The organism is Micromonospora sp. L31, from assembly GCF_052068075.1.
GTDB classification, from domain to species: Bacteria; Actinomycetota; Actinomycetes; order Mycobacteriales; family Micromonosporaceae; genus Micromonospora; species Micromonospora purpureochromogenes.
The window spans coordinates 67235-89700 of sequence record NZ_JBQHDC010000002.1 but is presented as its reverse complement, the minus strand read 5'-3'; the positions used below and the strand labels follow the sequence as shown (position 1 = coordinate 89700).

Sequence of the window (22466 nt, the reverse complement as noted above, 5' to 3'; positions counted from 1 at the left end):
GTGCTGTACTTCCTGATCGTCGTCGCCGTGCTGCTGCTCGGGTACGCCGCCGTCCTGGTGAGCTTCGTCCGCAAGGGTCGCAAGATCCCGCCGCAGGCGTACCTGGTGCTCGCCCTGCTCAACGGGCTGATCCTCGCGGCGGTGCTGGCCTGGGCCGTCGCCCGCTGACTTCAGCGACGGCCCAGTCCCTGCTCAGCCGCCCTGACGCGGGATCCGGCGGCGGACGTCCGGCGTGGTCGACGGGCCGGGTGACCAGCGCGCCACCCACGGTGTGTCGGCTGGCGGGGTGAGCACGCCGGACTCCAGGGCGGCGTACCGGCCGGCGAGGATCCGCTTCGCCGCCGCGACGTCGACGGAGTCGGTGTTCTCCCACAGCGCGGTGAACAGCTGCTCCACCCGGACCCGGGCCTGCCGGCAGAACAGGTCGGCCAGCTCGACGTTCTCCGGGCGGGTGTCCCGCTCCGCGTACGCCCGCACGCAGACCGCGGACATCGCGAACAGCTCCGCGCCGATGTCCACCACCCGGCCGAGGAACGCCTGCTTGCGTTCCATCTTCCCCTGCCAGCGGGACATCGCGTAGAAGGTCGAGCGGGCCAGCTTGCGGGAGTGCCGCTCCACCTGCCGCAGGTGACCGGCGAGCGGGCCGAACTCGCCGTACGCGTGGGGGCTCTGTCCTCTGCCGACGGCGAGGGTGGGCAGCCATCTGGCGTAGAAGGCCCCCGCCCGCGCCCCCGCCCTGGCCTTGCGGCCGAGGCCGGCGTCCGGGTCGATGATGTCGCCGGCGACCGAGAGGTGCGCGTCGACCGCCTCCCGGGCGATGAGCAGGTGCATGATCTCGGTGGAGCCCTCGAAGATCCGGTTGATCCGCAGGTCCCGCAGCATCTGCTCGACCGCGGCCGGGCGTTCGCCCCGGGCGGCGAGCGAGTCGGCCGTCTCGTAGCCGCGCCCGCCCCGGATCTGGATCAGCTCGTCGGCGATCTTCCAGGCCATCTCGCTGGCGTAGAGCTTGACCAGGGCCGCCTCGATCCGGATGTCGTTGCGGTCGTCGTCGGCGAGCAGGCAGCAGAGGTCGAGCATGGTCTCCATGCCGTACGTGGTGGCGGCGATGAAGGAGAGCTTCTGGGCGACCGCCTCGTGCTCGCCGACCGGCCGGCCCCACTGCACCCGGTCGGCGGCCCACTCCCGGGCCACGTTCAGCGACCACTTGCCCGCGCCGACGCACATCGCCGGCAGCGACAGCCGACCGGTGTTCAGCGTGGTCAGGGCGATCTTCAGTCCCTTGCCCTCGCCACCGATGACGTTCTCCCGGGGCACGAAGACGTCGTGGAACCGGGTGAGGCTGTTCTCCAGGCCGCGCAGGCCGACGAAGGCGTTGCGCCGCTCGACGGTGATGCCGTCGCTGTCGCCGTCGACCACGAACGCGGTGATGCCGCCGCGCCGCCCCTCGCCGGCCGGCACCCGGGCCATCACCACCAGCAGGGTGGCCACCGTGCCGTTGGTGGCCCAGAGCTTCACCCCGTTGAGCCGGTAGCCGGTGCCGTCGGCGGTCGGCTCGGCGATGGTGGCCAGGCGGGCCGGGTCGGAGCCGACGTCCGGCTCGGTGAGCAGGAACGCGGATACCTCCCCGGCGGCCAGCCGGGGCAGGAAGAGCTGCTTCTGCTCGTCGGTGCCGAACATCTTCAGCGGCTGCGGCACGCCGATCGACTGGTGGGCGGAGAGCAGCGCGCCGATCGCCGGGCTGACCGAGCCGGCCAGCATCAGCGCCCGGCAGTAATGCAGGTTGCTCAGGCCGAGGCCGCCGTACTTGCGGTCGATCTTCATGCCGAATGCGCCGAGCCGGGCCAGCCCCTGGAACACCTCGTCCGGGATGGACGCGTCGCGCTCGATGGCTCCGCCGTCCACCTCGGACCGCAGATACGCGCCGAGCTCGGTGAGGAACCGCTCGGCCCGCGCGTCGTCGTCCGGGTCGGAGCGGGGCCAGGGGTGGATCAGGTCGGGCCGGAACCGGCCGAGGAAGAGCTCCTTGCCGAAGCTGGGCCGGTCCCAGGCGGTTTCCCGGGCCGCCTCGGCGACCTGTCGGGCCTCCTTCTCGGAGACCTGGCCCGCCTCGGCCGGCAGCGGCCCGGCGCCGTCCTCGGTGGGTCGGCTGTTGTGCGTCGTGGTCACGGCTGCCCCCTCGAACCTCGGTCCGGATGCGTCAACGTGCTCGACAAGAGCAACGCTACCCCCGGGTGTTACCCAGGGGTAGCGTTGCGCGCACGTCGGATTTCCCGGCCGGTGACCGGGTCAGTCGCCGGTCAGCACCTGCGGCGCGTCATCGTCGTCGTCGACGTCCTCACCCCAGTTGCGCCGGGCCATCGGCAGGAAGACCCAGAAGGTCAGGAACCACAGCCCGGTGAGCGCGCTCAGCACGAATGCGATCTCGCGCTGCAGCACGAAGTCGGTGATCAGCAGCACCGCGCTGACCATCGAGATCAGCATGAAGGCGAGGCCGGCGCTGGCCATCCGGTGCGCGAAGCGCACCAGCTCGGGCTTGCGGCCCTGGCGGAACAGCGCGCGGTGGAAGGCGACCGGCGAAATGATCATCGCGGTGGCGGCCGCCGCCGACAGCAGCGAGACGATGTAGACGTCCTTCTGGAAGCCGCTGGTCCGGGTGAAGCCGTTGCTGAACGGCAGGGTCAGCAGGAAGGCGAAGAGGATCTGCACGCCGGTCTGGGCGACGCGCAACTCCTGGAGCAGATCGGCGAAGTTGCGCTGCCAGCGCTGCTTCTCGGATTCCTTCGACACGCGTTACCTCCGGAAGAGACGGTACTGCCGACGGGGCTCACCCCGCCGGCAGCAACGCCAATGCCCCAACCGGAGTGGCGCGAAACCGGCTCAGGAACCTCGGCGGATACGGCCGGCGTACCGGGCCTCCAGCGCGGCGTTGTGCTCGTCGCCGCCGGTGATGTTCGCCGACAGGTAGACCGGGGGCCGCTCCCCCGCCGCGATCAGCCGGGCCACCGTCTCGGCCACGATCTGCTGGGCCAGCAGGGCCGCGGTGATCGAGGAGACCGCGCCGACCGCACCGCCGTCGGGCAGCGGCAGGGTCGCGTCACCGTACGGGGCGCCGTTGTCCAGCACCACGTCGGCGAAGTCGGCGAGCTTGCGCCCGGACGGGTGGCGCGAGGCCATCCGGCCCGAGTGCTGCGCCGAGGTGATCGCCACCAGCCGGTGCCCGCGCTCGACCACCAGCGACGCGAATTCCACCATCGCGCCGTTGACGCCGGAGTTGGAGGCCAGCACGAAGATGTCCGACGGGCGGACCGGGGCCAGCTCGTAGAGCCGGTGCGCCACGGCCGGGTCGCGCTCCAGGTGCGGCCCGAGGATGCTCGCCGGCTCGTCGCCCAGCAGCACCAGGTCGCGCAGCGCGATCCGGTTGGTCGGCACCAGCCCACCGGCCCGGCCGGCGATCTCCATCGCCAGCGCCTCGGAGTGGCCGGTGCCGAAGGCGTGCACCACCCCGTCGGCGCGCAGCGCCTCGGCGATCAGGTCGGCCGCCCGACCCACCGCCTCCCGCTGGCTCGCCGCCACCCGGCCGATCGTCTCGGTCACCACCGCCAGGTATGCCTCGGCGCTCACCGTCATGCGTTCCTCCGCTCGTCGGTCCTGCTCGTCGGGTGGCCCACGGCGGGCTCAGGCCAGGTCGCGTACCCGGGCCAGGATCGCCTCGGCCAGCGGGGCCGACGCCTCGTCGGGAATCCAGTGGGTGACGCCGGGGAGCGCGACGAACCGGTACGGCCCGGTCACCTGGGCGGCGCAGGCCTCGGCGGCGGTCCGGCCGATCGCGACGTCCTTGTCGCTCCAGACGAAGGTGGTGGGCACCCCGACCGGCCCGGTCCGCGCCAGGTCGGCCTGGGACATGGCCCGGTACCAGTTCAGCGCCCCGGTCAGCGCGCCCGGCTCCCGCATCGGCTCGGCGTACCGGGCCACCCGCCCGGCGTCGCCCACTCCGGAGAGCAGCCGGCGCAGGGCGGCCGCCCGCACGGCCAGCAGCACCTTCTCGGCCTTGCCCGGCTGGCGGAACAGCAGCACGTACGACGAGCGCGCCTTCTGCCCCGGATCGTTCGCCAGCGCGTGCGCCATCGCGGCCGGATGCGGCACGGAGACTGCGGTCAGCGTGCGGACCCGCTCGGGGTGCCCCGCGGCGAGGCCCCAGGCGACGACCGCGCCCCAGTCGTGCCCCACCACGTGGGCCGCCTCGACGCCCAGCGCGTCGAGCAGCGCCACCGCGTCCTCGACCAGCTCCGGCAACCGGTAGGCGGCCACCTCGGTCGGGCGGGCGCCCGGCGAGTAGCCCCGCTGGTCCGGCGCGTACGTGCGCAGGCCGGCGGCGTGCAGCGCCGGCACCACCTCGTCCCACTCGCCGCCGTGCTGCGGGAAGCCGTGCAGCAGCAGGACGGGTTCGCCGCCCTCCGGGCCGCCGGTGCGTACCTCGAACGTCAGCCCTCGCGCCTCGACCCGCATGATCGGCAGCCTACCCAGCCCGGCGGTCGTCCACCCGGGCCGACCGTGGCGGGGTCGGAGCTGTTAGCGTCGACGAGACAACTTCACATCCGACAGGGGAGCGCACAGCGCTGAGAGTGCGGGCACCGCCCGCAGACCCTCGAACCTGATCTGGGTAATGCCAGCGCAGGGAGTTCGGTCGACCTCCAGCCGCGCCGCCGTCCGGTCCCACACCGGGCGCGGCGTGCGTCTTCTCCTGGTTCGATCATTTGGACTGGGAGCACACATGACCAACACCGACAGCAACCGGTGGCGCACCATCGACATCGTCATCGCGGCGGTGCTCGGGGTGGCCTTCGGCATCATCTTCTGGGCCTGGGGCCTGCTCTGGAACGGCCCCGCCGACGCGATCCCGCTGCCCGGCCGGGCGGCCATCTACGGCGTCTGGCTGGTCCCGGCCGTCCTGGGCGGTCTGATCATCCGCAAGCCGGGCGCCGCCTTCTTCACCCTCACCGTCGCCGCGCTGGTCTCGGTGGCGCTGGGCAGCAGCTGGGGCTGGACGCTGGTCATCCAGGGTCCGCTGGAGGCCGCCGCGGCGGAACTCGCCTTCGCCGCCTTCGGGTACCGCGTCTTCCGGCTGCCCGTCGCCCTGCTGGCCGCCACGCTGGCCGGCCTGGCGGCGGCGATCTACGACGTCTTCGTCTGGTACCCGGACACCGCCTGGGGCAGCTTCCGCCTCCCCTACATCCTGATCACCGCCGTCAGCTCCCTGGTGATCGCCGGCCTGGGCAGTGTCGCCCTCACCGGGGCCCTCGCCCGCACCGGCGTCCTCGACCGCTTCCCCGCCGGCCGCGAGCGCGCCGCCATCTGACCGCCCCCCGCTTCGTTGATCAAGAGGTTTGCGTCAACGGGAGCCACCGTCGTGACGCAAACCTCTTGATCACCGGCCGGGAGCCGGGTGGGCCTGGGTAGGGAGGGGGTCGGGTGGGCGCGGTGTTGGTGCGCGGGTTCGGGTGGCGGCACGCCGGGCGGAAGGCGTGGGCCGTGCGCGGGGTGGACCTGCGGATCGAGGCCGGGGAACGGGTCCTGCTGCTCGGGCCCTCGGGGGCCGGCAAGAGCACCCTGCTGGCGGCGCTGGCCGGGCTGCTGCCCGAGGACTCCGGCGAGCAGGAGGGCACCGTCGAGATCGACGGGCTCGACCCGCGCAAGGACCGGGAACGGGTCGGCATCGTCTTCCAGGACCCGGAGACCCAGCTGGTGATGGCCCGCAGCGGCGACGACGTCGCGTTCGGGCTGGAGAACCGGGGGGTGCCGGCCGAGGAGATCTGGCCGCGGGTGGACGAGGCGTTGCGCCGGGTCGGCTTCCCGTACCACCGGGACCGGCCCACCGCGGCGCTCTCCGGCGGCGAGCAGCAGCGCCTGGCCCTGGCCGGCGCGCTCGCCCTGCGCCCCGGCCTGCTGCTGCTCGACGAGCCGACCGCCAACCTCGACCCGGCCGGCGCGGACCTGGTCCGCCGGGCGGTCGCCGGCGCGCTGTCCGCCGACACCACCCTGATCCTGGTCGAACACCGGGTCGCCGAGGCGCTGCGGCTGGTCGACCGGGTGGTGGTGCTGGAGCCGGGCGGCGGGGTCCGCGCGGACGGCCCGCCGGAGGCGGTCTTCGCCGCGCACGGCGAGGCACTGGCCGCCCAGGGCGTCTGGGTGCCCGGCCGGACCATCCCGCCCCGGCACGCCACCACGCCGCCCGGCGATGAGTTGCTCACCGCCGACCGGCTCGGCCTGCCGCCCCGGCTGGCCCCCACCGACCTGCGGGTACGCGCCGGCGAGGCGCTCGCCGTGCTCGGGCCCAACGGCGTCGGCAAGTCCACCCTGGCCCTGCTCCTCGGCGGGCTGCTCCGCCCCGGCGTCGGCCGGGTCACCGCCACGGCCGCCCTGGCCGGGGCGGACGACCGCACTCCCCCGCACCGCTGGCGGGCGCCCGCGCTGGCCCGCCGGATCGGCTCGGTCTTCCAGGACCCGGAGCACCAGTTCGTCACCGCCACCGTCTTCGACGAGCTGGCGCTCGGCCCCCGCCGGACCGGCCAGTCCGAGCCGGCGGTACGCGCCACCGTGGACGCCCTGCTGGACCGGCTGCGGCTGACCCGGCTGGCCGGGGCGAACCCGTACACCCTCTCCGGCGGGGAGGCGCGGCGACTGAGCGTGGCGACCGCGCTGGCCACCGCGCCCCGCCTGCTGATCTGCGACGAGCCGACCTTCGGCCAGGACCGGCGCACCTGGCGGGAGCTGCTCGACCTCTTCGCCGAGCTGCGCGACGCCGGGCACGGCGTCGTCACCGTCACCCACGACGCGGACTTCGTCGCCGCGCTCGCCGACCGCACCGTCACCCTGAACCGGCGGCCCGACCCGGCCGACGGCGACTCCGGGCGACGCCCGTGATCAGCCTGGAACCCGTCGCGGCGCCCGGCGCGCCGCTGGCCCGGCGCAACCCGGTGGCGAAGCTGGCCGCCGCGTTGGTCTTCTCGGCCGTCCTGGTGGCCACCCTGGACCCGGTCGCCCCGGCCATCGCGATCGCCGTGGAGCTGGCCGTGCTGCCGCTGTTCGGGATCCGGTACCGGGTGCTGGCCCGGCGGGCCCTGCCGCTGCTGGCCGCCGCGGCCGGCATCGTGGTCACGCTGGTGCTCTTCGCCGCCGACCGGTCCGGCCGGGTGCTGCTGGACGCCGGGCCGCTGCTGGTCACCTCGGGGGTGCTGGTGACCGCGCTCGGGCTGGTGCTGCGGATGTTCGCGGTGGCCCTGCCGGGCGTGATCGTCTTCGCCACCACCGACCCGACCGACCTGGCCGACGCGCTGGTGCAGAACGCGAAGGCGCCGGCCCGTTTCGCCATCGGGACGCTGGCCGCGTTCCGGCTGGTCCCGCTGCTCGGCCAGGAGTGGCAGATGATCGAGATGGCCCGCCGGGCGCGCGGCGTGGACGCCGGGCGCAACCCGGTGGCGAAGCTCCGGCTGTTCGCGTCGACCGCGTTCGCCCTGCTGGTCGGGGCGATCCGGCGGGGCACCCGGCTGGCGGTGGCGATGGACGCCCGGGGCTTCGACGCCGGCACCCCGCGCACCTTCGCCCGCCGGCAGCGGTTCGGTGTGGCCGACGGGCTGCTCGTCGCCGGGGCGGCCGTGCTGGGGGGTGCGGCGATCGCGGTCAGCGTCGCGCTCGGCACCTTCCGCCCGCTGATCGGCTGACCCGGCGCGACCAGGTCCCGGACCGGGCGGCCCGCTGATCGGGTCCGGACCGGGCGGCCCGGTGGTCGGGTCCGGACCGGGCGGCCCGGTGGTCGGGTCCGGCCGGGCGGCGCCGGCGGCCCCCTCGGCCAGCCACTGGTGGAGGGAAGGTCTCCGGTGAGCGCGATACCTCAGAGGCATCGTGATACCTCAGAGGTATCACGCTCGTCGCGGTCATACTCCGGGCCCGCGACACGCCGGACGGGGCTCACCGGGCCGCGCTGCCGTCGGTCGCCATGGCCAGCGGCGGCATGGCGATCGGCGCCGCAGGGCCATGCTGGACGCGGCACGCGCGCCGAGCCAGAAGCTCAGACCCCGGCTGCGCCTGGCGCCGCCGGTGCGCCAGCCGACGGGTCGCCGCACCGGAGCGCCGGAACGGGTGCCGCCGGCAACCGCACCACCAGCCCGTCGCGCGGGAAGTCGAGCGGCCCCGCCGGCATCCGTATCAGCGGGCGCCGGTCAGCTGCGGCGGAAGGCGTACCGGCGGGTCTGGCCACGGGCGGCGGTGGAGCCGCCGCGCACCGGCGGGCCGGTCCACGGCGGCGTCGCCGGGGCGGGCCGGGCGGCGGCGGGCGCGGAGCCGGTCTCCTCGGGCAGGGTGACCGGGGCGGCGGGCGCCACGGTGAGCGCGTCGAGATCCGGCGGGCTCACCGCCACCTTGGCCGGCGCCGACGGGCGGGACTTCTTCGGACTGCGCTTGGCGGGCATACGCTGCCTCCTTCGGATGCGGGGACCGCGCCGCGAGGCGGGCGGTCGGCGGGCAGGGAACGGCCCGGGCGGCCCGACCACGGAGACACCACCCGTACGGGAAAGGTGGGGAATGCGGACGCCCGGCGCGGCCGGACCCCCGACGACGCGGCGGGCCCGACTGGCTGAAGGTGGGGCGTCAGATACGCATGCCGAGAGGCTAACCCACCGACGGCGGCGGCCGCAGCCGATTTACTGGCACCATCGGCGGCATGCTGATCGCGTTCTCGATTACCCCACTGGGCGTCGGCGAGTCCGTCGGCGACCTGGTCGCCGAGGCGGTCCGAGTGGTCCGCGCCTCCGGCCTGCCCAACCGCACCGACGCCATGTTCACCACCGTCGAGGGTGAGTGGGACGAGGTGATGGCGGTGGTCAAGCGGGCGGTCGACGTGGTGGCCGAACAGGCGCCCCGGGTCAGCGTGGTGCTAAAGGCCGACGTGCGACCCGGCGTCACCGACGCGCTCACCGGCAAGGTGGCCCACGTCGAGGCCCGCCTGGCCGAGGGCTGACCCCGGCCGGCGCCGCCGCCGGCCGGCCCGGCTGGTCCCGCCGCCCGGCGCCCGCGACGGCCCGCTCCGCGCCGCTCACCGAGCGTCGATGTCCGGACCCTGGCGGCCGGTGGCCGCGATACGGTCGCAGGACGGCAGGCCGACGAGAGGTGGCGGACGGATGGCTCAGCAGGCGACGGCGCAGATCGGGGTCACGGGGCTGGCGGTGATGGGCCGCAACCTGGCCCGGAACCTGGCCCGCAACGGCTTCACGGTGGCCGTGCACAACCGCTCCCCCGAGCGCACCCGCAGCCTCCTCGCCGAGCACGGCGGCGAGGGCACCTTCGTCGGGTCCGAGTCCCTCGCGGACTTCGTCGCCACTCTGGAGCGGCCCCGCGCGGTGATCGTCATGGTGAAGGCCGGCGGCCCCACCGACGCGGTGATCGACGAGCTGGTCCCGCTGCTGGAGGAGGGCGACATCGTCGTCGACTGCGGCAACGCGCACTTCGCGGACACCCGCCGCCGGGAGGAGACGCTGCGCGGGCACGGGCTGCACTTCGTCGGCACCGGCGTCTCCGGCGGGGAGGAGGGGGCGCTGCACGGCCCGAGCATCATGCCGGGCGGCTCCGCCGAGTCGTACGCGAAGCTCGGGCCGATCTTCGAGAAGATCGCCGCGCAGGTGGACGGCGTCCCGTGCTGCCGGCACATCGGCCCGGACGGCGCCGGCCACTTCGTGAAGATGGTGCACAACGGCATCGAGTACGCCGACATGCAGCTCATCGCCGAGGCGTACGACCTGCTGCGGGCGGGGCTGTCGGCGAGCCCGGCGGAGATCGCCGACATCTTCCGGGACTGGAACACCGGCGAGCTGGAGTCCTTCCTGATCGAGATCACCGCCGACGTGCTGGCACACACCGACGCGGCGACCGGCCGGGCCTTCGTCGACGTGGTGCTCGACCAGGCCGAGCAGAAGGGCACCGGCCGGTGGACCGTGCAGAGCGCGCTCGACCTGGGCATCCCGATCACCGGCATCGCCGAGGCGACCTTCGCCCGGTCGCTGTCCGGCCACGCCGACCAACGCGCCGCCGCCCGCCGGGCCTTCGCCGACGCCGGCGAGAAGTGGCAGGTCGAGGAGCGGGAGACCTTCGTCGAGGACGTTCGGCGCGCGCTGCTGGCCAGCAAGATCGTCGCGTACGCGCAGGGCTTCGACCACATCCGCGCCGGCAGCCGCGAGTACGACTGGGACATCGACCTCGGCGGCACCGCCACCATCTGGCGGGGCGGCTGCATCATCCGGGCCCGCTTCCTCGACCGCATCCGCGAGGCGTACGACGCCCAGCCGGACCTGCCGACGCTGCTGGTGGCGCCGTACTTCGCCGAGGCGGTCGGCGCCGGGGTGCCGAGCTGGCGGCGGGTGGTCGCCGACGCCGCCCGGGCGGGCGTGCCCACCCCGGCGTTCTCCTCGTCGCTGGCCTACTTCGACGCGCTGCGCGCGGAGCGGCTGCCGGCGGCGCTGATCCAGGGCCTGCGGGACAACTTCGGGGCGCACACCTACCACCGGGTCGACCGGGACGGCTCGTTCCACACCCTCTGGGCCGGCGACCGCTCCGAGGTGGCGGGCTGAGGCGCGGCTGATCGACACCGGCTTGCGGCGTGTCGCGGTGTCCCGAGCCGGGGACACCGCGACACGCCGCAAACCGGGGCCGACGGCGCGGGAGGGCAGCGAGGCCGGCTCAGGCGAGGGTGGCGTGCATCTCCCAGACCAGGATCTCGGCGGGCTCGGTGGCGCTGACCCGGTGGCCGCCGGTCATCGTGATCCGGGCGGCGTCGCCCTCGCCGAGCCGGCCGGCGCCCTCCAGCGTCACCGCGCCGCTGGGCACGTAGAGGTGCAGGTAGGGCGCGTCGGGCAGGGTCACCTCGTCGCCGGCGGCGAGCCGGGCGGCGTGCAGGGTGGCGTACCGGTTGCGGATCCGGATGGCCGAGGCGCCGTCGTACCGGTCCATGCCGGAGGCGACCGGCACCAGGCCGCCGCGCAGCAGCTCGTCACCGATCTCCAGCTGCTCGTAGCCGGGGTCGACGCCGTCGGTGTCGGGCACCACCCACATCTGCACGAAGTGGACCGGGTCGCCGTGCGGCTCCCGGCCGTCCAGCCGCCAGGAGTCGTTCTTCTCCGAGTGCAGGATGCCGGTGCCGGCGCTCATCCGCTGGGCCAGCCCGGGATAGATGACCCCGCTGTGGCCGGTGGAGTCCTGGTGCACCAGGGAGCCGCGCAGCACCCAGGTCACGATCTCCATGTCCTCGTGCGGGTGGGTCTCGAATCCGGTGCCCGGGTGGACGATGTCGTCGTTGTTGACCAGCAGCAGGCCGTGGTGGGTGTTGGCCGGGTCGTAGTGCCGGGAGAACGAGAAGGAGTGCTTCGAGTCGAGCCAGGACAGTCGGGTCTTGAACCGGTCCTCGGCCCGGCGGACGTCCACCGCCGGGCTCGGCACCAGCGCGGTCACCAGGCCCGCTGCCCGGTCTCGTTCGGCGCCCAGGTCAGCGCCGGTTCACCGGTGGCCAGTTCGGCGATCTCGCCGGAGCGCACACTCGGGGCGTGCCCCAGCTCGGCGCAGTGCTGCTCGGCGATCTCGGCGCAGATCCCGGCGACCTGTTCGCAGATCGGGCTGCCCAGGTCGGCGGCGTTCAGCGCCATGATCATCTTGTACCGGAGATCCGGCATCCCCACCCCCGTGGCGGACGCGCCCGGGCGGCGCGCCCTGCGCCGATCGTACGCGCGCGGGCCGCGCCGACCGGCCGGAACGCGTCAGCGCCGCCCCCGAGGGAGCGGCGCCGACGGCGTGGTGCGGGTCGCTGGTGAGCGCGAGGAACGCAGCGCAGCGGAGTCCCGCAGTCGTGAACGAAAGGCAGGCCGGTCACCAGAACCGGCGACGCTTGGCCTTCTGCGGACGCAGCATGTCCGCGCCCTTGCTGAGCAGTCGGCTCACGCCGGTCGGGCCCCGGCGGGCCTCCAGCGTGTGGCTGAGCCGGCGCGCACCGGCCGCGGCCAGCGGCACGGCGACCGCCATGACCGCCCACTGGGCAATCCGCTTCTGAATCATGTGGGTTCACCTCCGCGTCTTGGCTGCTACCTCAAGAGGTACCCCACCCGACGCTCGGACAATCACGAGCCCGGCGACGTCTACACCTGGGGGGCGACCGGGTTGGGCAGCGCGCCCCCGAACCGGCGGTCCCGCTGCGCGTACAGCTCGCAGGCGTACCAGAGGTGCCGGCGGTCGAAGTCCGGCCAGAGGGTGTCGAGGAACACCAGCTCCGCGTACGCCGTCTGCCAGAGCAGGAAGTTGGAGATCCGCTCCTCACCGGAGGGACGCAGGAACAGGTCCACCTCCGGGATCTCCGGGTGGTAGAGGTACTTCGCCACCGTCTTCTCGTTGACCTTCGCCGGATCGAGCCGACCGGCGGCCACGTCGCGGGCGATCGCGGCGGCGGCGTCGGCGATCTCCGCCTGGCCGCCGTAGTTCACGCAGAACTGCAGGGTCAGCGTCGAGTTGCCCCGGGACATCTCCTCGGCGGTCTGCAACTCGGAGATGACGCTCTTCCACAGCCGCCCCGCCCGGCCCGACCAGACCACCCGCACGCCGAGGTCGACGAGCTGGTCGCGGCGGCGGCGGATGACGTCCCGGTTGAAGCCCATCAGGAACCGGACCTCGTCCGGCGAGCGCCGCCAGTTCTCCGTGGAGAACGCGTACGCCGACAGGTAGGGAATGCCCAGCTCGATCGCGCCCTCGATGGTGTCGAAGAGGCTGAACTCCCCCGCCTCGTGACCCTTGGTGCGGGGCAGGCCGCGCTCCTTGGCCCACCGGCCGTTGCCGTCCATCACCACCGCGACGTGCTTCGGCACCGCCTCGGCGGGCAGCGCCGGCGGCCGGGCGCCCGACGGGTGCGGTGTCGGCGGCACCGGCGCGCGCCGGCCGGCCCTCAACGATCGGATCACTCGGTCATCTCCCTGTCCACGCCGTCCACGCCGGCCCCGACGCCGGGCGGCGGCGGGACCGGACCGGCCACGCCACCGCCGGGTGACGGGACCGCGCCGGCCGCCGGGGCACCCCGGTCGACCAGCGGCAGCGAGCGTAGCGCGCGCTCCAGGTGCCACTGCAGGTGCGCCGCGACCAGGCCGCTGCACTCCCGGCGTACGCCGGTCTCGGTGGCGTCGGCGACCCGCCAGTCGCCACTGGTCAGCGCGGACATCAGGTCGATGGTGGCCGGCGCGGGGTGGGCAGCGCCCGGCGGCCGGCAGTCCGGGCAGACCGCACCGCCGGCCGGTACGGAGAAGGCCCGGTGCCGCCCCGGCGTGCCGCAGACCGCGCAGGCGATCAGCGCCGGCGCCCAGCCCGCCAGCGCCATCCCGCGCAGCAGGTACGCGTCGAGGACCAGCGTGGTGGCGTGGCTCCCGTCGGCCAGCGCCCGCAGCGCGCCGAGGGTGAGCTGGAACAGCCGCAGCGAGGGTTCCCGCTCGACCGGGGTGAGCCGCTCCGCGGTCTCGGCGATCGCGCTGGCCGCGGTGTAGCGGGGATAGTCGCTGAGGAACCGCTTGCCGTAGAGGTCGATCCCCTCGACCTGGCTGACCGTGTGCAGCGAGCTGCCCTGGTTGCCCTTCGGGTCGCCGGCGAGCTGCACGTCGACGTGGCCGAACGGCTCCAGCCGGGCGCCGAACTTGCTGGTGGTGCGCCGGATGCCCCGGGCCACGGCACGCAGCCGGCCGTGCCGGCGGGTCAGCAGGGTGATGATCCGGTCGGACTCGCCCAGCTTCTGCACACGCAGGACCACCGCGTCGTCGCGGTAGAGCTGGCGGCGGTACCCGGGCATCGGGCCATTCTCCCTCGGGGTGGGAAATCAGGGTCGGTTCGGGGTGGACCGGCGTCGCGTCCCCGATGTGCGGCGGACGGGACCGGCCGTAGGTTGCTGACCATGGCTCTTCCCCGCACCGCCGTCGCCCTGGGCGCGGCCGCCACCGTCATCCTCGCCGCCGGGTGCGACACGCTCTCCTTCCGGCGGCTGGACTTCGACCACACCGAGGCGGTGCGGATCAGCACGATCACCGTACGGCCGGGCGCGGGCGACGTGGTGGTCCGGGCCACCGGGCCGGCCACCGAGGTACGCATCAAGCGGGTGTTGCGCTACCAGGGCGACCAGCCGCGCACCACGTACGAGGTGCGGGGCGACGAGCTGGTGCTGGACGCGGAGTGTGGCCCCCGCTGCTCGGTGTCGTACGAGGTGACCGCCCCGGAGGGGGTCCGGGTGCGGGGCGAGACCGGCTCCGGCGACGTCGAGCTGAGCCGGGTCGGTGTGGTGGAGCTGGCCCTCGGTTCGGGCAACATCCGGGTGGCCGGCGCCACCGGCCCGGTACGCGCCACGACGGGCTCCGGGAACATCGAGGTGGAGGACGTGGCCGCCCCGGTCGAGCTGCGCGCCTCGTCGGGCGACATCACCGGGCTGCGGCTGCGGGGCCAGGTGAACGCCGAGGCCGAGTCCGGCAACGTGACGATCGAGCTGGACGAGCCCGCCTCGGCGCGGGCCCACGCCTCCAGCGGCGACGTCGAGGTGCTGGTGCCCGCCGGCCGGTACCGGGTGCGGTCCAGCACCGGGTCGGGCGACAGCGACCTGGGGGTGCCGAACGATCCGGGGGCGTCGCTGATGCTCGACCTGAGCACCGGCAGCGGGAACGTGCGGGTCAGCCAGCGTTGATCTCGACGGTGGCCAGCTCGGCCACCCGGGGGGCGGGGACCACGGCCCGGCCGGCGGCGCCGACCGTCGACCGCTCGCGCCGCTTTTCGCCGGGCCCGGTGGCCGGCCGTCCGGCCGTACCCGCCGGGCCGGCCGGCACGCCGAGCGTCCGGACCGGCCGGGCCGGCGTCCGGGGGCCGGCCGGCGCGGGACTCACCGGCACGGCGGGTACGCCCCGGTCGGCGGCCACCGGCGCCGAGCTCAGCGGCACGGGTACACCCCGGCGGGCGGCCACCGGCGCCGGGCGCACCGGCCCGGCGGCCTCCTGGCGATCGTCGCCGGCGCCGAGACAGGGGCCGACCACTCGCGGCGGAAGGGCGGTGGCCGGCGCCTCGACGGTGTGAGCCGGCCGGGGCGCACGCCGCCGCCCGCCCGGCACCAGCTCGGGCCGGCGCCGGGCGGCCACGTCCTCCACCCAGCCGACCAGCAGGGTCACCACCCCGACCAGGGCGAAGACCAGCACCACCCGGATGGCCAGGCCGAACGGGTCCTCGTGCGACCAGCCGACCACGTCGACCAGCGGGGTGAGCAGCACCACGAACGACATGTGCCAGAGGTAGACGGTCAGCGCCCGGCGGTTGAGCACGGTGACCGCCCGGCTGAACAGCGGGCTGCGCTCGATCCAGTGCGCCGTGGCCGGGGCCCGGCCCAGCAGGACCAGGATGAACGCCGCGGACCAGAGCGCGTTGCCCAGGTCGATGTCGTTGAGGTCGAAGCCACGCGGCCCGGGATGGGTGACGATCCAGGCGGCGCCGGCGCCCGCCAGGGCCAGCGCGGTCGGCAGCAGCACCCGGTTGGTGAGCCGGCGCAGCAGGCCGTCGTGGTGGGCGAAGCCCAGCAGCCAGGCGCCGAAGTAGACGCCGAACTCGCGCAGCGGGACCGGCGCGGCGGGCAGCAGACCCAGCTCGATCACCAGCAGCAGCGCGTACGGCAGGGCCAGGGTGGCGACCGGCGCCCGGCGGAACAGCCACAGGGCGACCGGTGAGGCGAGCAGGAACCAGAGGTAGTCACGCAGGTACCAGATGGGGCTCAACGCCAGCGCGCCCCAGTGGTTGGCCGGCGGGTCGGCGACCGGGAAGAGCCAGAGCAGCACCTTCGGGCCCGGCGACAGGCCGGTCATCAGCATGGCGGGCACGAGGACGACCGCGACCACCCAGAGCGAGGGCAGCAGGCGACGCAACCGGCGCAGCAGCGCGGCCGGGCCGGAGCGGTCCAGCGAGGCGGCCATCAGCGACCCGGCCAGGGCGAACATCACCGCCATCGCCGGGAAGACGAGGGTCAGCGACGCCCAGCCGGTGACGTGGTAGACCACGACCCGGAGGATGGCCAGGAAGCGGAGCAGGTCCAGGTATCGGTTGCGCATCAGCCTGCATCTATGTCGGGGGCGGCGGAGCAGAACCGCTCCCTACCCTCCGACCTCACCCCGCCAAACGGCCGTTGGCCCCGGGCGGACGTGAACCTTCCCATACCGCCACCGGACCGGTGACCGACCGGACATCGCCGGTCACCGCCCGCGGTGCGGTCAGAAGCCGAGCTTGCGCAGCTGCTTCGGGTCCCGCTGCCAGTCCTTGGCCACCCGTACGTGCAGGTCCAGGTAGACGCGGCTGCCCAGCAGCTCCTCGATCTGCTTGCGGGCCGCCGTGCCGACCGCCTTCAGCCGGCTGGCCTTGTGACCGATCACGATCGCCTTCTGGCTGGGCCGCTCGACGTAGACGTCGGCGAAGATCTTCATGACCTGACCCTCGGGGATCATCTCCTCGACGACGACCGCGATGGAGTGCGGCAGCTCGTCCCGGACCCCCTCCAGCGCCGCCTCCCGGATCAGCTCGGCGACCATCACCTGCTCGGGGTCGTCGGTGAGCATGTCGTCCGGGTAGAGCTGCGGCGACGGCGGCAGGTACTTGGTCATCACGTCGACCAGCGTGTCCACCTGGTGCCCGGAGACCGCGCTGACCGGCACGACCTCGGCGAACTCGCCCAGCTCGCTGACCGCCAGCAGCTGCTCGGCGAGGCGCTTCTTGTCGACCAGGTCGGTCTTGGTCACCACGGCCAGCACGGTCGCCTTCAGCTCGGCCAGCTCACCGGTGATGAACCGGTCGCCCCGGCCGATCGGCTCGTCCGCCGGGATGCAGAGGCCGATCACGTCGACCTCGCTCCAGGTCGAGCGGACCAGGTCGTTGAGGCGTTCGCCGAGCAGCGTCCGGGGGCGGTGCAGGCCGGGGGTGTCGACCAGCACGAGCTGCGAGTCCGGACGGTGCAGCACCGCCCGGATGATGTGCCGGGTGGTCTGCGGCTTGTTGGAGGTGATCGCGATCTTCTGACCGACGATCGCGTTGGTCAGCGTCGACTTACCCGCGTTGGGCCGCCCGACGAAACAGGCGAACCCGGCCCGGTACGGACGCTCCTCGGTGCCGGTCACTCGACCACCGTGCCGAGGACCGTGCCGTCCGGCGCCGCGACGTGGATCGGCGCGTCGGCGGAGAGGTCGCGCACGGCGGCGTGCCCCGCCCCGTCCAGCGTCGACGCCTCGGTCACCACCACGGCCGCCTCCAGCCGGCTCGCGCCCGCCGCCACGGCGGAGGCGACAGCGAGCTGGAGCGCGGTGATGGTCAGCGAGGGCAGCGAGACGCTCGCCGCGGCGTACGTCCGACCGTCCTGGTCCCGCACCGCCGCGCCCTCGACGGCCGCGACCCGGCCCCGGGCGCCCCGCGCCAGGACGACCAGCTTGCCGTCCTCGGCGCTCAGTTCGGCCGGGTCGGAGGGGGTCGGCCGGGCGGCCGGTACGACGGGTGACTCAGGCATCGGCGGGTTGCCTCTCCTCGGTTCTGGTCTGGTTGTTGCGGGTCTCGGCCTGCTCGCCGCGCCCCGCCCCGGCCGGCGCGTCACTCGGTTCGACCCGGCTGACCAGCACGGTGTCTATCCGGTTGCGCCGCCCGGTGGTGCCCTCGGCGATCAGCCGCAGCCCGGCCACCTCGGCGCGGGCGCCGGGGATCGGCACCCGGCCCAGGGACTGGGCCAGCAGGCCACCGACGGTCTCCACCTCGTCGGTGGGCAGCTCGGTGTCGAACAGCTCGCCCAGGTTCTCCACGGGGAGGCGGGCGGTGACCCGCACCGCGCCGTCCTCCAGGTGTTCCACCGGCGGGCGTTCGACATCGTACTCGTCGGTGATCTCGCCGACGATCTCCTCCAGGATGTCCTCGATCGTCACCAGGCCGCCGGTGCCGCCGTACTCGTCGACGACGATGACCAGGTGGTTGCGGGCGGCCTGCATCTCCGAGAGCAGGTCGTCGACCGGCTTGGACTCGGGCACGAAGGTCGCCGGGCGCATCAGCTCGGAGACCGGGCTCTGGTGGGCCCGCAGGTCGCCGCCCCGGGTACGCCGGATGAGGTCCTTGAGGTAGAGCACGCCGAGCACGTCGTCGACGCTCTCGCCGATGACCGGGATGCGGGAGAAGCCGGAGCGCAGGAAGAGCGCCAGCGCCTGGGAGAGCGTCTTGCCCTCCTCTATCCAGACCATCTCCGTGCGGGGCACCATCACCTCGCGGGCGATGGTGTCGCCGAGCGCGAAGACCGAGTGGATCATCTGCCGCTCGCCGTGCTCCACGACGCCGCGCTGCTCGGCCAGGTCGACCAGCTCGCGCAGCTCCACCTGGCTGGCGAACGGCCCCTCCCGGAAGCCGCGCCCCGGGGTGACCGCGTTGCCGATCAGGATCAGCAGCGAGGCGAGCGGGTTCAGCGCCCGCCCCAGCCAGCGGACCAGCGGTGCCACCGCCCGGCCCACCGCGTACGCGTGCTGCCGGCCGATGGTGCGCGGGGCCACCCCGACCACGACGAAGCTGACCACGGTCATCGCGCCGGCGGTGATCAGCGCCGCCCGCCAGCCCGCACCGAAGGTGTCCACCGCGACGAGGGCGACCAGCGTGGTGGCGGTCAGCTCGGCCAGCAGCCGGAGCAGCAACAGCAGGTTGAGGTGGCGGACCACGTCGCCGGCGACGGCCTGGAGGGTACGCGCGCCGCGCACCCCGTCCCGAGCCAGTTCGGCGGCCCGGGCCGGAGAGACGGCGGCGAGCGCCGCCTCGGTCATCGCGATCAGACCGGCGAGCACCACCAGCCCCGCCGCGAAGAAGATCAGCTGGAGGTCGGGTAGGCCGGCGGCGGCCGCCGCCTGGGTGGTCATCACCGGGTCCGGGTCGACCGCCAGCTGGCCAGCAGTCGGGCCTGGAGCGTGAACATCTCCCGCTCCTCCTCCGGCTCGGCGTGGTCGTAGCCGAGCAGGTGCAGCACGCCGTGCACGGTGAGCAGGTGCAGCTCGTCGGCGGTGGTGTGGCCGGCGGTGGCGGCCTGCTTGGCCGCCACCTCCGGGCAGAGCACGATGTCGCCGAGCAGGGCCGGCTCACCGCCGGCCGGGGCGCTCTCCCCCGGACCGTGGTCGACGCTGCCCTCGTCCATCGGGAAGGCGAGCACGTCGGTCGGCCCGTCCCCACCCATCCAGCGGTGGTTCAGCTCGGTCATGTACTCGATGTCGACCAGCAGCACGGAGAGCTCGGCGAGGGGGTTGACCCCCATCTCGTCGAGGGCGTGCCGGGCGACGGCGAGCACGGCGTCGGTGTCGACGTCGACACCCGACTCGTTCGCGATCTCGATGGACAACTGTCTTCCTCTGGGTTAGCGGCGCCGGCCGGCCCGGCCGCCCTGGGCGGTCCGCCCCGGCACGGCGTGCACGCTCTGCGCCTGCTGGTTCTCCCGCTCGGCGTCCCAGCGGGCGTACGCGTCGACGATCTCGCCGACCAGCTTGTGCCGGACCACGTCCGAGCTGGAGAGCTGGGCGAAGTGCACGTCCTCGACGTTCTCCAGGATCTCCCGGACCACCCGCAGGCCGCTGGTCGTACCGCCGGGAAGGTCCACCTGGGTGACGTCACCGGTCACCACGATCTTGGAGTTGAAGCCGAGTCGGGTGAGGAACATCTTCATCTGCTCGGGCGTGGTGTTCTGCGCCTCGTCCAGGATGATGAACGCGTCGTTGAGGGTCCGGCCCCGCATGTACGCCAGCGGCGCGACCTCGATCGTGCCGGCGGCCATCAGCTTGGGGATGGACTCCGGGTCGAGCATGTCGTGCAGCGCGTCGTAGAGCGGCCGCAGGTACGGGTCGATCTTCTCGTTGAGGGTGCCGGGCAGGAAGCCCAGCCGCTCCCCCGCCTCGACCGCCGGCCGGGTCAGGATGATCCGGTTGACCTGCTTGGCCTGGAGCGCCTGGACGGCCTTCGCCATGGCGAGGTAGGTCTTTCCGGTGCCGGCGGGGCCGATGCCGAAGACGATGGTGTGCGTGTCGATCGCGTCGACGTAGCGCTTCTGCCCGAGCGTCTTGGGGCGGATGGTGCGCCCGCGCCGGGAGAGGATGTTGAGGGTGAGGACCTCGGCGGGCCGCTCCGCGCTGCCCTGCTCGAGCATGCCGACGGTACGCCGGACGGCGTCAGTGGTCAGGGTCTCGCCTTTCTCGATCAGTTCGAGCAGCTCGCTGAAGAGGCGCTCGGCGAGGGCGTTGTCCGCGGGGGCACCGGTGATGGTGATCTCGTTGCCGCGCACGTGCACGTCACTGTCGACCGAGCGTTCGACGAGGCGCAGGATCTCGTCGCCCGCGCCGAGCAGGTTGACCATGATCTTGGAATCGGGAACGGTGATCCTGGTCTGCACCCGGGGCGGGCCGGGAGGTGGGGTGCCGGTCATAAATCGGGCCGTCGGGCCCTGCGCCACCTGCTTCCGATCTCGGGCGCCGGCCCTGCTGGCGCGGCGTGCGGACGTTACACCCATCGTATCCGCTCAACCCCGACGGCACCGCGTCCATTCCGCCCGCCCCCGGGGGCGGGCGCAGGGTGGGCGATACCTCCCGGCGGCGCCCACACCACGCACCCGCGCCCAGGGCGGGGGTCGGGTCAGCCGGCGCGGAAGTCGTACCGGTCGAAGGCCTCCTGCCGGCGGGTGAAGCGGTAGGTCGCCCAGTGCATCCGGACCACCGTGCCGTGCTCGTCCCGGGTCAGCCGCAGCAGCTCGCCGACCTCCCGCCCGGCGACCGTCCGGAAGACGTCCGGAGCGTCCGGCACCGGCGCGAAGACCGCCGGGGGCTTCCCCGCCGGGTCGTCGGCGCCCCGGGCGCGCAGCGCCCCGTCGTGCCAGCTGAAGACGTACTCGAAGCCCTCGCCCCACCAGCGGCCCAGCATCCCGCGCAGCGGCCCGGGGGCGGGTACGCCCGGCCGCCACGGCGTGACGTCCGCCGGGTCGTGCTCGGCGGACGCGGCGAGCAGCCGGTGCGGCAGGTCGAAGACCTCCGCCGCGGTGCCGGAGGAACCGAGCACCGCGCAGCCCATCGCGCCGGCCGTGCCGTCGCCGCCGCGCCGGCCGTAGACCGCGGCGAGGAAGCCCGGCATCGCGCCGTCGTGCCCCACGTGCACCACCCGGTCCGGGTACGGCACCAGGATCAGGCCGAGCCCGAAACCGGCCGCCCAGAGCGTCTCGTCGGTGGTGGTCAGCGGCCAGCGCATCTCGTCCAGCGAGGCCGGGGCGAGCACCGCGCCGGCCGGGTCCAGCGCCACCGGGTCGGCCAGGAAGGCGGCCCACCGGGCCATGTCGGTCGCGGTGCTCCAGAGCTGGGCGGCCGGGGCGATCGCGCCGAAGTCGGTCGGCGGCTCCGGGTGCACCTCGTCGGAGTAGGCGTCGACCAGGAACCCGGTGGCCGCCGCCGGCCCCGGCGTCACCGAGGTGGCGGCCAGGCCCAGCGGGGTCAGCACCCGCTCGATGAGCACCTCGGCCCAGGAGCCGCCGCGCAGCTCGCCGACCAGCCGGCCGAGCAGCGCCATGCCCAGGTTGGAGTAGTGGTAGCGGCGACCGGTCGGCAGCACCCGCTCGGCCCGGGCCAGCTCGGCGACGAGTTCGTCCGCGCCGGGGGCGCGCAGCGTGTCCCAGACGTCGCCGTACGGCTCGCGTTGCAGGCCGGCGGTGTGCGACAGCAGCCGGCGTACGGTCAGCTCGCCGTGCGCCGGCAACGGCAGGTGACGGCCGATCGGGTCGTCCAGGTCGAGCAGGCCGTCGTCGCGGCACTGCATCACCAGCACCGAGGTGAAGGTCTTGGTCACCGAGCCGAGCCGGAACCGGGTGCCCGGGCCGAGGTCGGCGTCGGTGCCGGTGCCGGTGCCGGTGCCGCCGACCTCGCAGGTCCACAGCGGCCGGTCGGCACGGTGCAGGGCCGCCGCCAGGGCCGGCACCCGGGCCTGCGCCTGCACCCGGCGCACCATCCGGGCCAGCCGGTCGGGCCCAGCCGTCACGCGACGTTCCGGGCCAGCATCGGGCCGAGCGGCGCGCCGCCGAGCAGGTGCGCGTGCACGTGGAAGAGCTCCTGGCCGCCGTACGCGCCGGTGTTGAACATCAGCCGGAAGCCGTCACCGAGCAGCCCCTCGTCCTCCGCCACCGCGGCCGCCGTGGCGAGCAGGTCGCCGGCGAGCTTCGGGTCGCCCTGCCCCAGCGTGGCGACGTCGGCGTAGTGCTCCTTCGGGATGACCAGCACGTGCACCGGCGCCTTCGGGTCGAGGTCGCGGAAGGCGAGGGTGGTGTCGGTTTCCCGGACGATGGTGGCCGGGATCTCCCCGGCGGCGATGCGGCAGAACAGGCAGTCGGATCCCATCGGGGCATGGTAAGGCGTGCC

24 protein-coding genes, 1 pseudogene and 1 riboswitch are annotated in these 22466 nt (G+C 74.1%); of the genes and pseudogenes, 7 read left to right on the top strand and 18 right to left on the bottom strand.

Annotated elements, in window-relative coordinates:
- Positions 1 to 168: a hypothetical protein gene (locus ACTMS9_RS06965; RefSeq protein WP_280838084.1), complete on the top strand. Its 168-nt coding sequence runs from the start codon at positions 1 to 3 to the stop codon at positions 166 to 168.
- Between the two features lie 24 nt (positions 169 to 192).
- On the opposite strand, the gene ACTMS9_RS06960 is transcribed toward ACTMS9_RS06965, so the two are convergent.
- The 4 genes from ACTMS9_RS06960 to ACTMS9_RS06945 all read right to left on the bottom strand — a co-directional run bounded on the left by ACTMS9_RS06960 (position 193) and on the right by ACTMS9_RS06945 (position 4506).
- On the bottom strand, positions 193 to 2166 hold the full coding sequence (locus ACTMS9_RS06960) for an acyl-CoA dehydrogenase family protein (RefSeq protein ID WP_441145778.1): 1974 nt from the start codon (positions 2164 to 2166) through the stop codon (positions 193 to 195).
- Positions 2167 to 2286: 120 nt separating this feature from the next.
- Positions 2287 to 2787, bottom strand: coding sequence for a DUF6328 family protein (locus tag ACTMS9_RS06955; RefSeq protein WP_210778447.1), 501 nt, complete (start codon positions 2785 to 2787; stop codon positions 2287 to 2289).
- 90 nt (positions 2788 to 2877) lie between these two features.
- The gene (locus tag ACTMS9_RS06950) at positions 2878 to 3627 is read right to left on the bottom strand and encodes a sugar isomerase domain-containing protein (RefSeq protein WP_441164480.1); all 750 of its coding nucleotides are present in this window, start codon (positions 3625 to 3627) and stop codon (positions 2878 to 2880) included.
- A gap of 48 nt (positions 3628 to 3675) precedes the next feature.
- Complete coding sequence (locus ACTMS9_RS06945) at positions 3676 to 4506, bottom strand: alpha/beta fold hydrolase (RefSeq protein ID WP_441145782.1); 831 nt, start codon at positions 4504 to 4506, stop codon at positions 3676 to 3678.
- An 84-nt stretch (positions 4507 to 4590) separates the two neighbouring features.
- Positions 4591 to 4696: riboswitch (TPP riboswitch) on the top strand.
- A gap of 75 nt (positions 4697 to 4771) precedes the next feature.
- Between ACTMS9_RS06945 and ACTMS9_RS06940 the strand changes: the two genes are divergently transcribed.
- The 3 genes from ACTMS9_RS06940 (at position 4772) to ACTMS9_RS06930 (ending at position 7718) form a co-directional block, all read left to right on the top strand.
- Complete coding sequence (locus ACTMS9_RS06940) at positions 4772 to 5356, top strand: ECF transporter S component (protein WP_441164479.1); 585 nt, start codon at positions 4772 to 4774, stop codon at positions 5354 to 5356.
- A gap of 113 nt (positions 5357 to 5469) precedes the next feature.
- The gene (locus ACTMS9_RS06935; RefSeq protein WP_441164478.1) at positions 5470 to 6921 is read left to right on the top strand and encodes an ABC transporter ATP-binding protein; all 1452 of its coding nucleotides are present in this window, start codon (positions 5470 to 5472) and stop codon (positions 6919 to 6921) included.
- Entirely contained in the window at positions 6918 to 7718 is an 801-nt protein-coding gene (locus ACTMS9_RS06930) for an energy-coupling factor transporter transmembrane component T family protein (protein WP_441164477.1), read from the top strand. Before ACTMS9_RS06935 ends, ACTMS9_RS06930 begins: the two co-directional genes overlap by 4 nt.
- 498 nt (positions 7719 to 8216) lie before the next feature.
- Here ACTMS9_RS06930 and ACTMS9_RS06925 read toward each other — a convergent pair whose 3' ends face one another.
- Positions 8217 to 8465: a hypothetical protein gene (locus tag ACTMS9_RS06925; RefSeq protein WP_441145790.1), complete on the bottom strand. Its 249-nt coding sequence runs from the start codon at positions 8463 to 8465 to the stop codon at positions 8217 to 8219.
- A 251-nt stretch (positions 8466 to 8716) separates the two neighbouring features.
- On the opposite strand from ACTMS9_RS06925, the gene ACTMS9_RS06920 reads away from it, so the two are divergent.
- Positions 8717 to 9013 carry an MTH1187 family thiamine-binding protein gene (locus ACTMS9_RS06920; protein ID WP_210778226.1) on the top strand — a complete coding sequence of 99 codons (297 nt, stop codon included), beginning with the start codon at positions 8717 to 8719 and terminating at the stop codon, positions 9011 to 9013.
- Between the two features lie 160 nt (positions 9014 to 9173).
- Positions 9174 to 10616 carry an NADP-dependent phosphogluconate dehydrogenase gene (gene gndA, locus ACTMS9_RS06915; RefSeq protein WP_441164476.1) on the top strand — a complete coding sequence of 481 codons (1443 nt, stop codon included), beginning with the start codon at positions 9174 to 9176 and terminating at the stop codon, positions 10614 to 10616.
- 109 nt (positions 10617 to 10725) lie between these two features.
- Here the strand turns inward: gndA and ACTMS9_RS06910 are convergent, their stop codons facing one another.
- The 5 genes from ACTMS9_RS06910 to recO all read right to left on the bottom strand — a co-directional run bounded on the left by ACTMS9_RS06910 (position 10726) and on the right by recO (position 13855).
- Positions 10726 to 11493 (bottom strand): pirin family protein, encoded by a 768-nt coding sequence (locus tag ACTMS9_RS06910; RefSeq protein WP_441145794.1) that lies wholly within the window; start codon positions 11491 to 11493, stop codon positions 10726 to 10728.
- On the bottom strand, positions 11490 to 11711 hold the full coding sequence (locus ACTMS9_RS06905; RefSeq protein ID WP_088960800.1) for a thioredoxin reductase: 222 nt from the start codon (positions 11709 to 11711) through the stop codon (positions 11490 to 11492). Before ACTMS9_RS06905 ends, ACTMS9_RS06910 begins: the two co-directional genes overlap by 4 nt.
- Positions 11712 to 11904: 193 nt before the next feature.
- On the bottom strand, positions 11905 to 12090 hold the full coding sequence (locus ACTMS9_RS06900; protein ID WP_088960799.1) for a hypothetical protein: 186 nt from the start codon (positions 12088 to 12090) through the stop codon (positions 11905 to 11907).
- Between the two features lie 80 nt (positions 12091 to 12170).
- Complete coding sequence (locus tag ACTMS9_RS06895; RefSeq protein ID WP_210778233.1) at positions 12171 to 12947, bottom strand: isoprenyl transferase; 777 nt, start codon at positions 12945 to 12947, stop codon at positions 12171 to 12173.
- 32 nt (positions 12948 to 12979) lie between these two features.
- Positions 12980 to 13855: a DNA repair protein RecO gene (recO, locus tag ACTMS9_RS06890; RefSeq protein WP_441145797.1), complete on the bottom strand. Its 876-nt coding sequence runs from the start codon at positions 13853 to 13855 to the stop codon at positions 12980 to 12982.
- A gap of 102 nt (positions 13856 to 13957) precedes the next feature.
- Between recO and ACTMS9_RS06885 the strand changes: the two genes are divergently transcribed.
- Positions 13958 to 14734, top strand: a complete 777-nt coding sequence (locus ACTMS9_RS06885; RefSeq protein WP_441145799.1) for a DUF4097 family beta strand repeat-containing protein — start codon at positions 13958 to 13960, stop codon at positions 14732 to 14734.
- A gap of 346 nt (positions 14735 to 15080) precedes the next feature.
- Here the strand turns inward: ACTMS9_RS06885 and ACTMS9_RS06880 are convergent.
- From ACTMS9_RS06880 to ACTMS9_RS06845, 8 genes and pseudogenes are all read right to left on the bottom strand, one after another.
- Positions 15081 to 16136, bottom strand: a pseudogene (locus ACTMS9_RS06880) (acyltransferase family protein); the annotation flags it as partial.
- 159 nt (positions 16137 to 16295) lie between these two features.
- Positions 16296 to 17192 carry a GTPase Era gene (era, locus tag ACTMS9_RS06875; protein WP_357921911.1) on the bottom strand — a complete coding sequence of 299 codons (897 nt, stop codon included), beginning with the start codon at positions 17190 to 17192 and terminating at the stop codon, positions 16296 to 16298.
- On the bottom strand, positions 17189 to 17575 hold the full coding sequence (locus ACTMS9_RS06870) for a cytidine deaminase (protein ID WP_210778221.1): 387 nt from the start codon (positions 17573 to 17575) through the stop codon (positions 17189 to 17191). The genes era and ACTMS9_RS06870 overlap by 4 nt, the downstream gene beginning before the upstream one ends.
- A complete protein-coding gene (locus ACTMS9_RS06865) occupies positions 17568 to 18974 on the bottom strand; it encodes a hemolysin family protein (RefSeq protein WP_357921946.1) in 1407 nt (468 codons plus the stop codon). The genes ACTMS9_RS06870 and ACTMS9_RS06865 overlap by 8 nt, the downstream gene beginning before the upstream one ends.
- Positions 18950 to 19423, bottom strand: a complete 474-nt coding sequence (gene ybeY, locus ACTMS9_RS06860) for an rRNA maturation RNase YbeY (RefSeq protein WP_154942500.1) — start codon at positions 19421 to 19423, stop codon at positions 18950 to 18952. Before ybeY ends, ACTMS9_RS06865 begins: the two co-directional genes overlap by 25 nt.
- A gap of 15 nt (positions 19424 to 19438) precedes the next feature.
- Positions 19439 to 20497 (bottom strand): PhoH family protein, encoded by a 1059-nt coding sequence (locus ACTMS9_RS06855; RefSeq protein WP_154942499.1) that lies wholly within the window; start codon positions 20495 to 20497, stop codon positions 19439 to 19441.
- 206 nt (positions 20498 to 20703) lie between these two features.
- Positions 20704 to 22089, bottom strand: coding sequence for a serine hydrolase domain-containing protein (locus ACTMS9_RS06850; protein ID WP_441164475.1), 1386 nt, complete (start codon positions 22087 to 22089; stop codon positions 20704 to 20706).
- Positions 22086 to 22445, bottom strand: coding sequence for a histidine triad nucleotide-binding protein (locus ACTMS9_RS06845; protein ID WP_280838099.1), 360 nt, complete (start codon positions 22443 to 22445; stop codon positions 22086 to 22088). The genes ACTMS9_RS06850 and ACTMS9_RS06845 overlap by 4 nt, the downstream gene beginning before the upstream one ends.
- Positions 22446 to 22466 lie beyond the last annotated feature (21 nt).

Coding starts and splice junctions, on each gene's coding strand:
- ACTMS9_RS06870 (WP_210778221.1), bottom strand. CDS start 17,575: ATGCCTGAGTCACCCGTCGTACCGGCCGCCCGGCCGACCCCCTCCGAC.
- ACTMS9_RS06900 (WP_088960799.1), bottom strand. CDS start 12,090: ATGATTCAGAAGCGGATTGCCCAGTGGGCGGTCATGGCGGTCGCCGTG.
- ACTMS9_RS06845 (WP_280838099.1), bottom strand. CDS start 22,445: ATGGGATCCGACTGCCTGTTCTGCCGCATCGCCGCCGGGGAGATCCCG.
- ACTMS9_RS06905 (WP_088960800.1), bottom strand. CDS start 11,711: ATGCCGGATCTCCGGTACAAGATGATCATGGCGCTGAACGCCGCCGAC.
- ACTMS9_RS06920 (WP_210778226.1), top strand. CDS start 8,717: ATGCTGATCGCGTTCTCGATTACCCCACTGGGCGTCGGCGAGTCCGTC.
- ACTMS9_RS06925 (WP_441145790.1), bottom strand. CDS start 8,465: ATGCCCGCCAAGCGCAGTCCGAAGAAGTCCCGCCCGTCGGCGCCGGCC.
- ACTMS9_RS06945 (WP_441145782.1), bottom strand. CDS start 4,506: ATGCGGGTCGAGGCGCGAGGGCTGACGTTCGAGGTACGCACCGGCGGC.
- gndA (WP_441164476.1), top strand. CDS start 9,174: ATGGCTCAGCAGGCGACGGCGCAGATCGGGGTCACGGGGCTGGCGGTG.
- ACTMS9_RS06950 (WP_441164480.1), bottom strand. CDS start 3,627: ATGACGGTGAGCGCCGAGGCATACCTGGCGGTGGTGACCGAGACGATC.
- ACTMS9_RS06855 (WP_154942499.1), bottom strand. CDS start 20,497: ATGACCGGCACCCCACCTCCCGGCCCGCCCCGGGTGCAGACCAGGATC.
- ACTMS9_RS06885 (WP_441145799.1), top strand. CDS start 13,958: ATGGCTCTTCCCCGCACCGCCGTCGCCCTGGGCGCGGCCGCCACCGTC.
- recO (WP_441145797.1), bottom strand. CDS start 13,855: ATGCCCGGGTACCGCCGCCAGCTCTACCGCGACGACGCGGTGGTCCTG.
- ACTMS9_RS06940 (WP_441164479.1), top strand. CDS start 4,772: ATGACCAACACCGACAGCAACCGGTGGCGCACCATCGACATCGTCATC.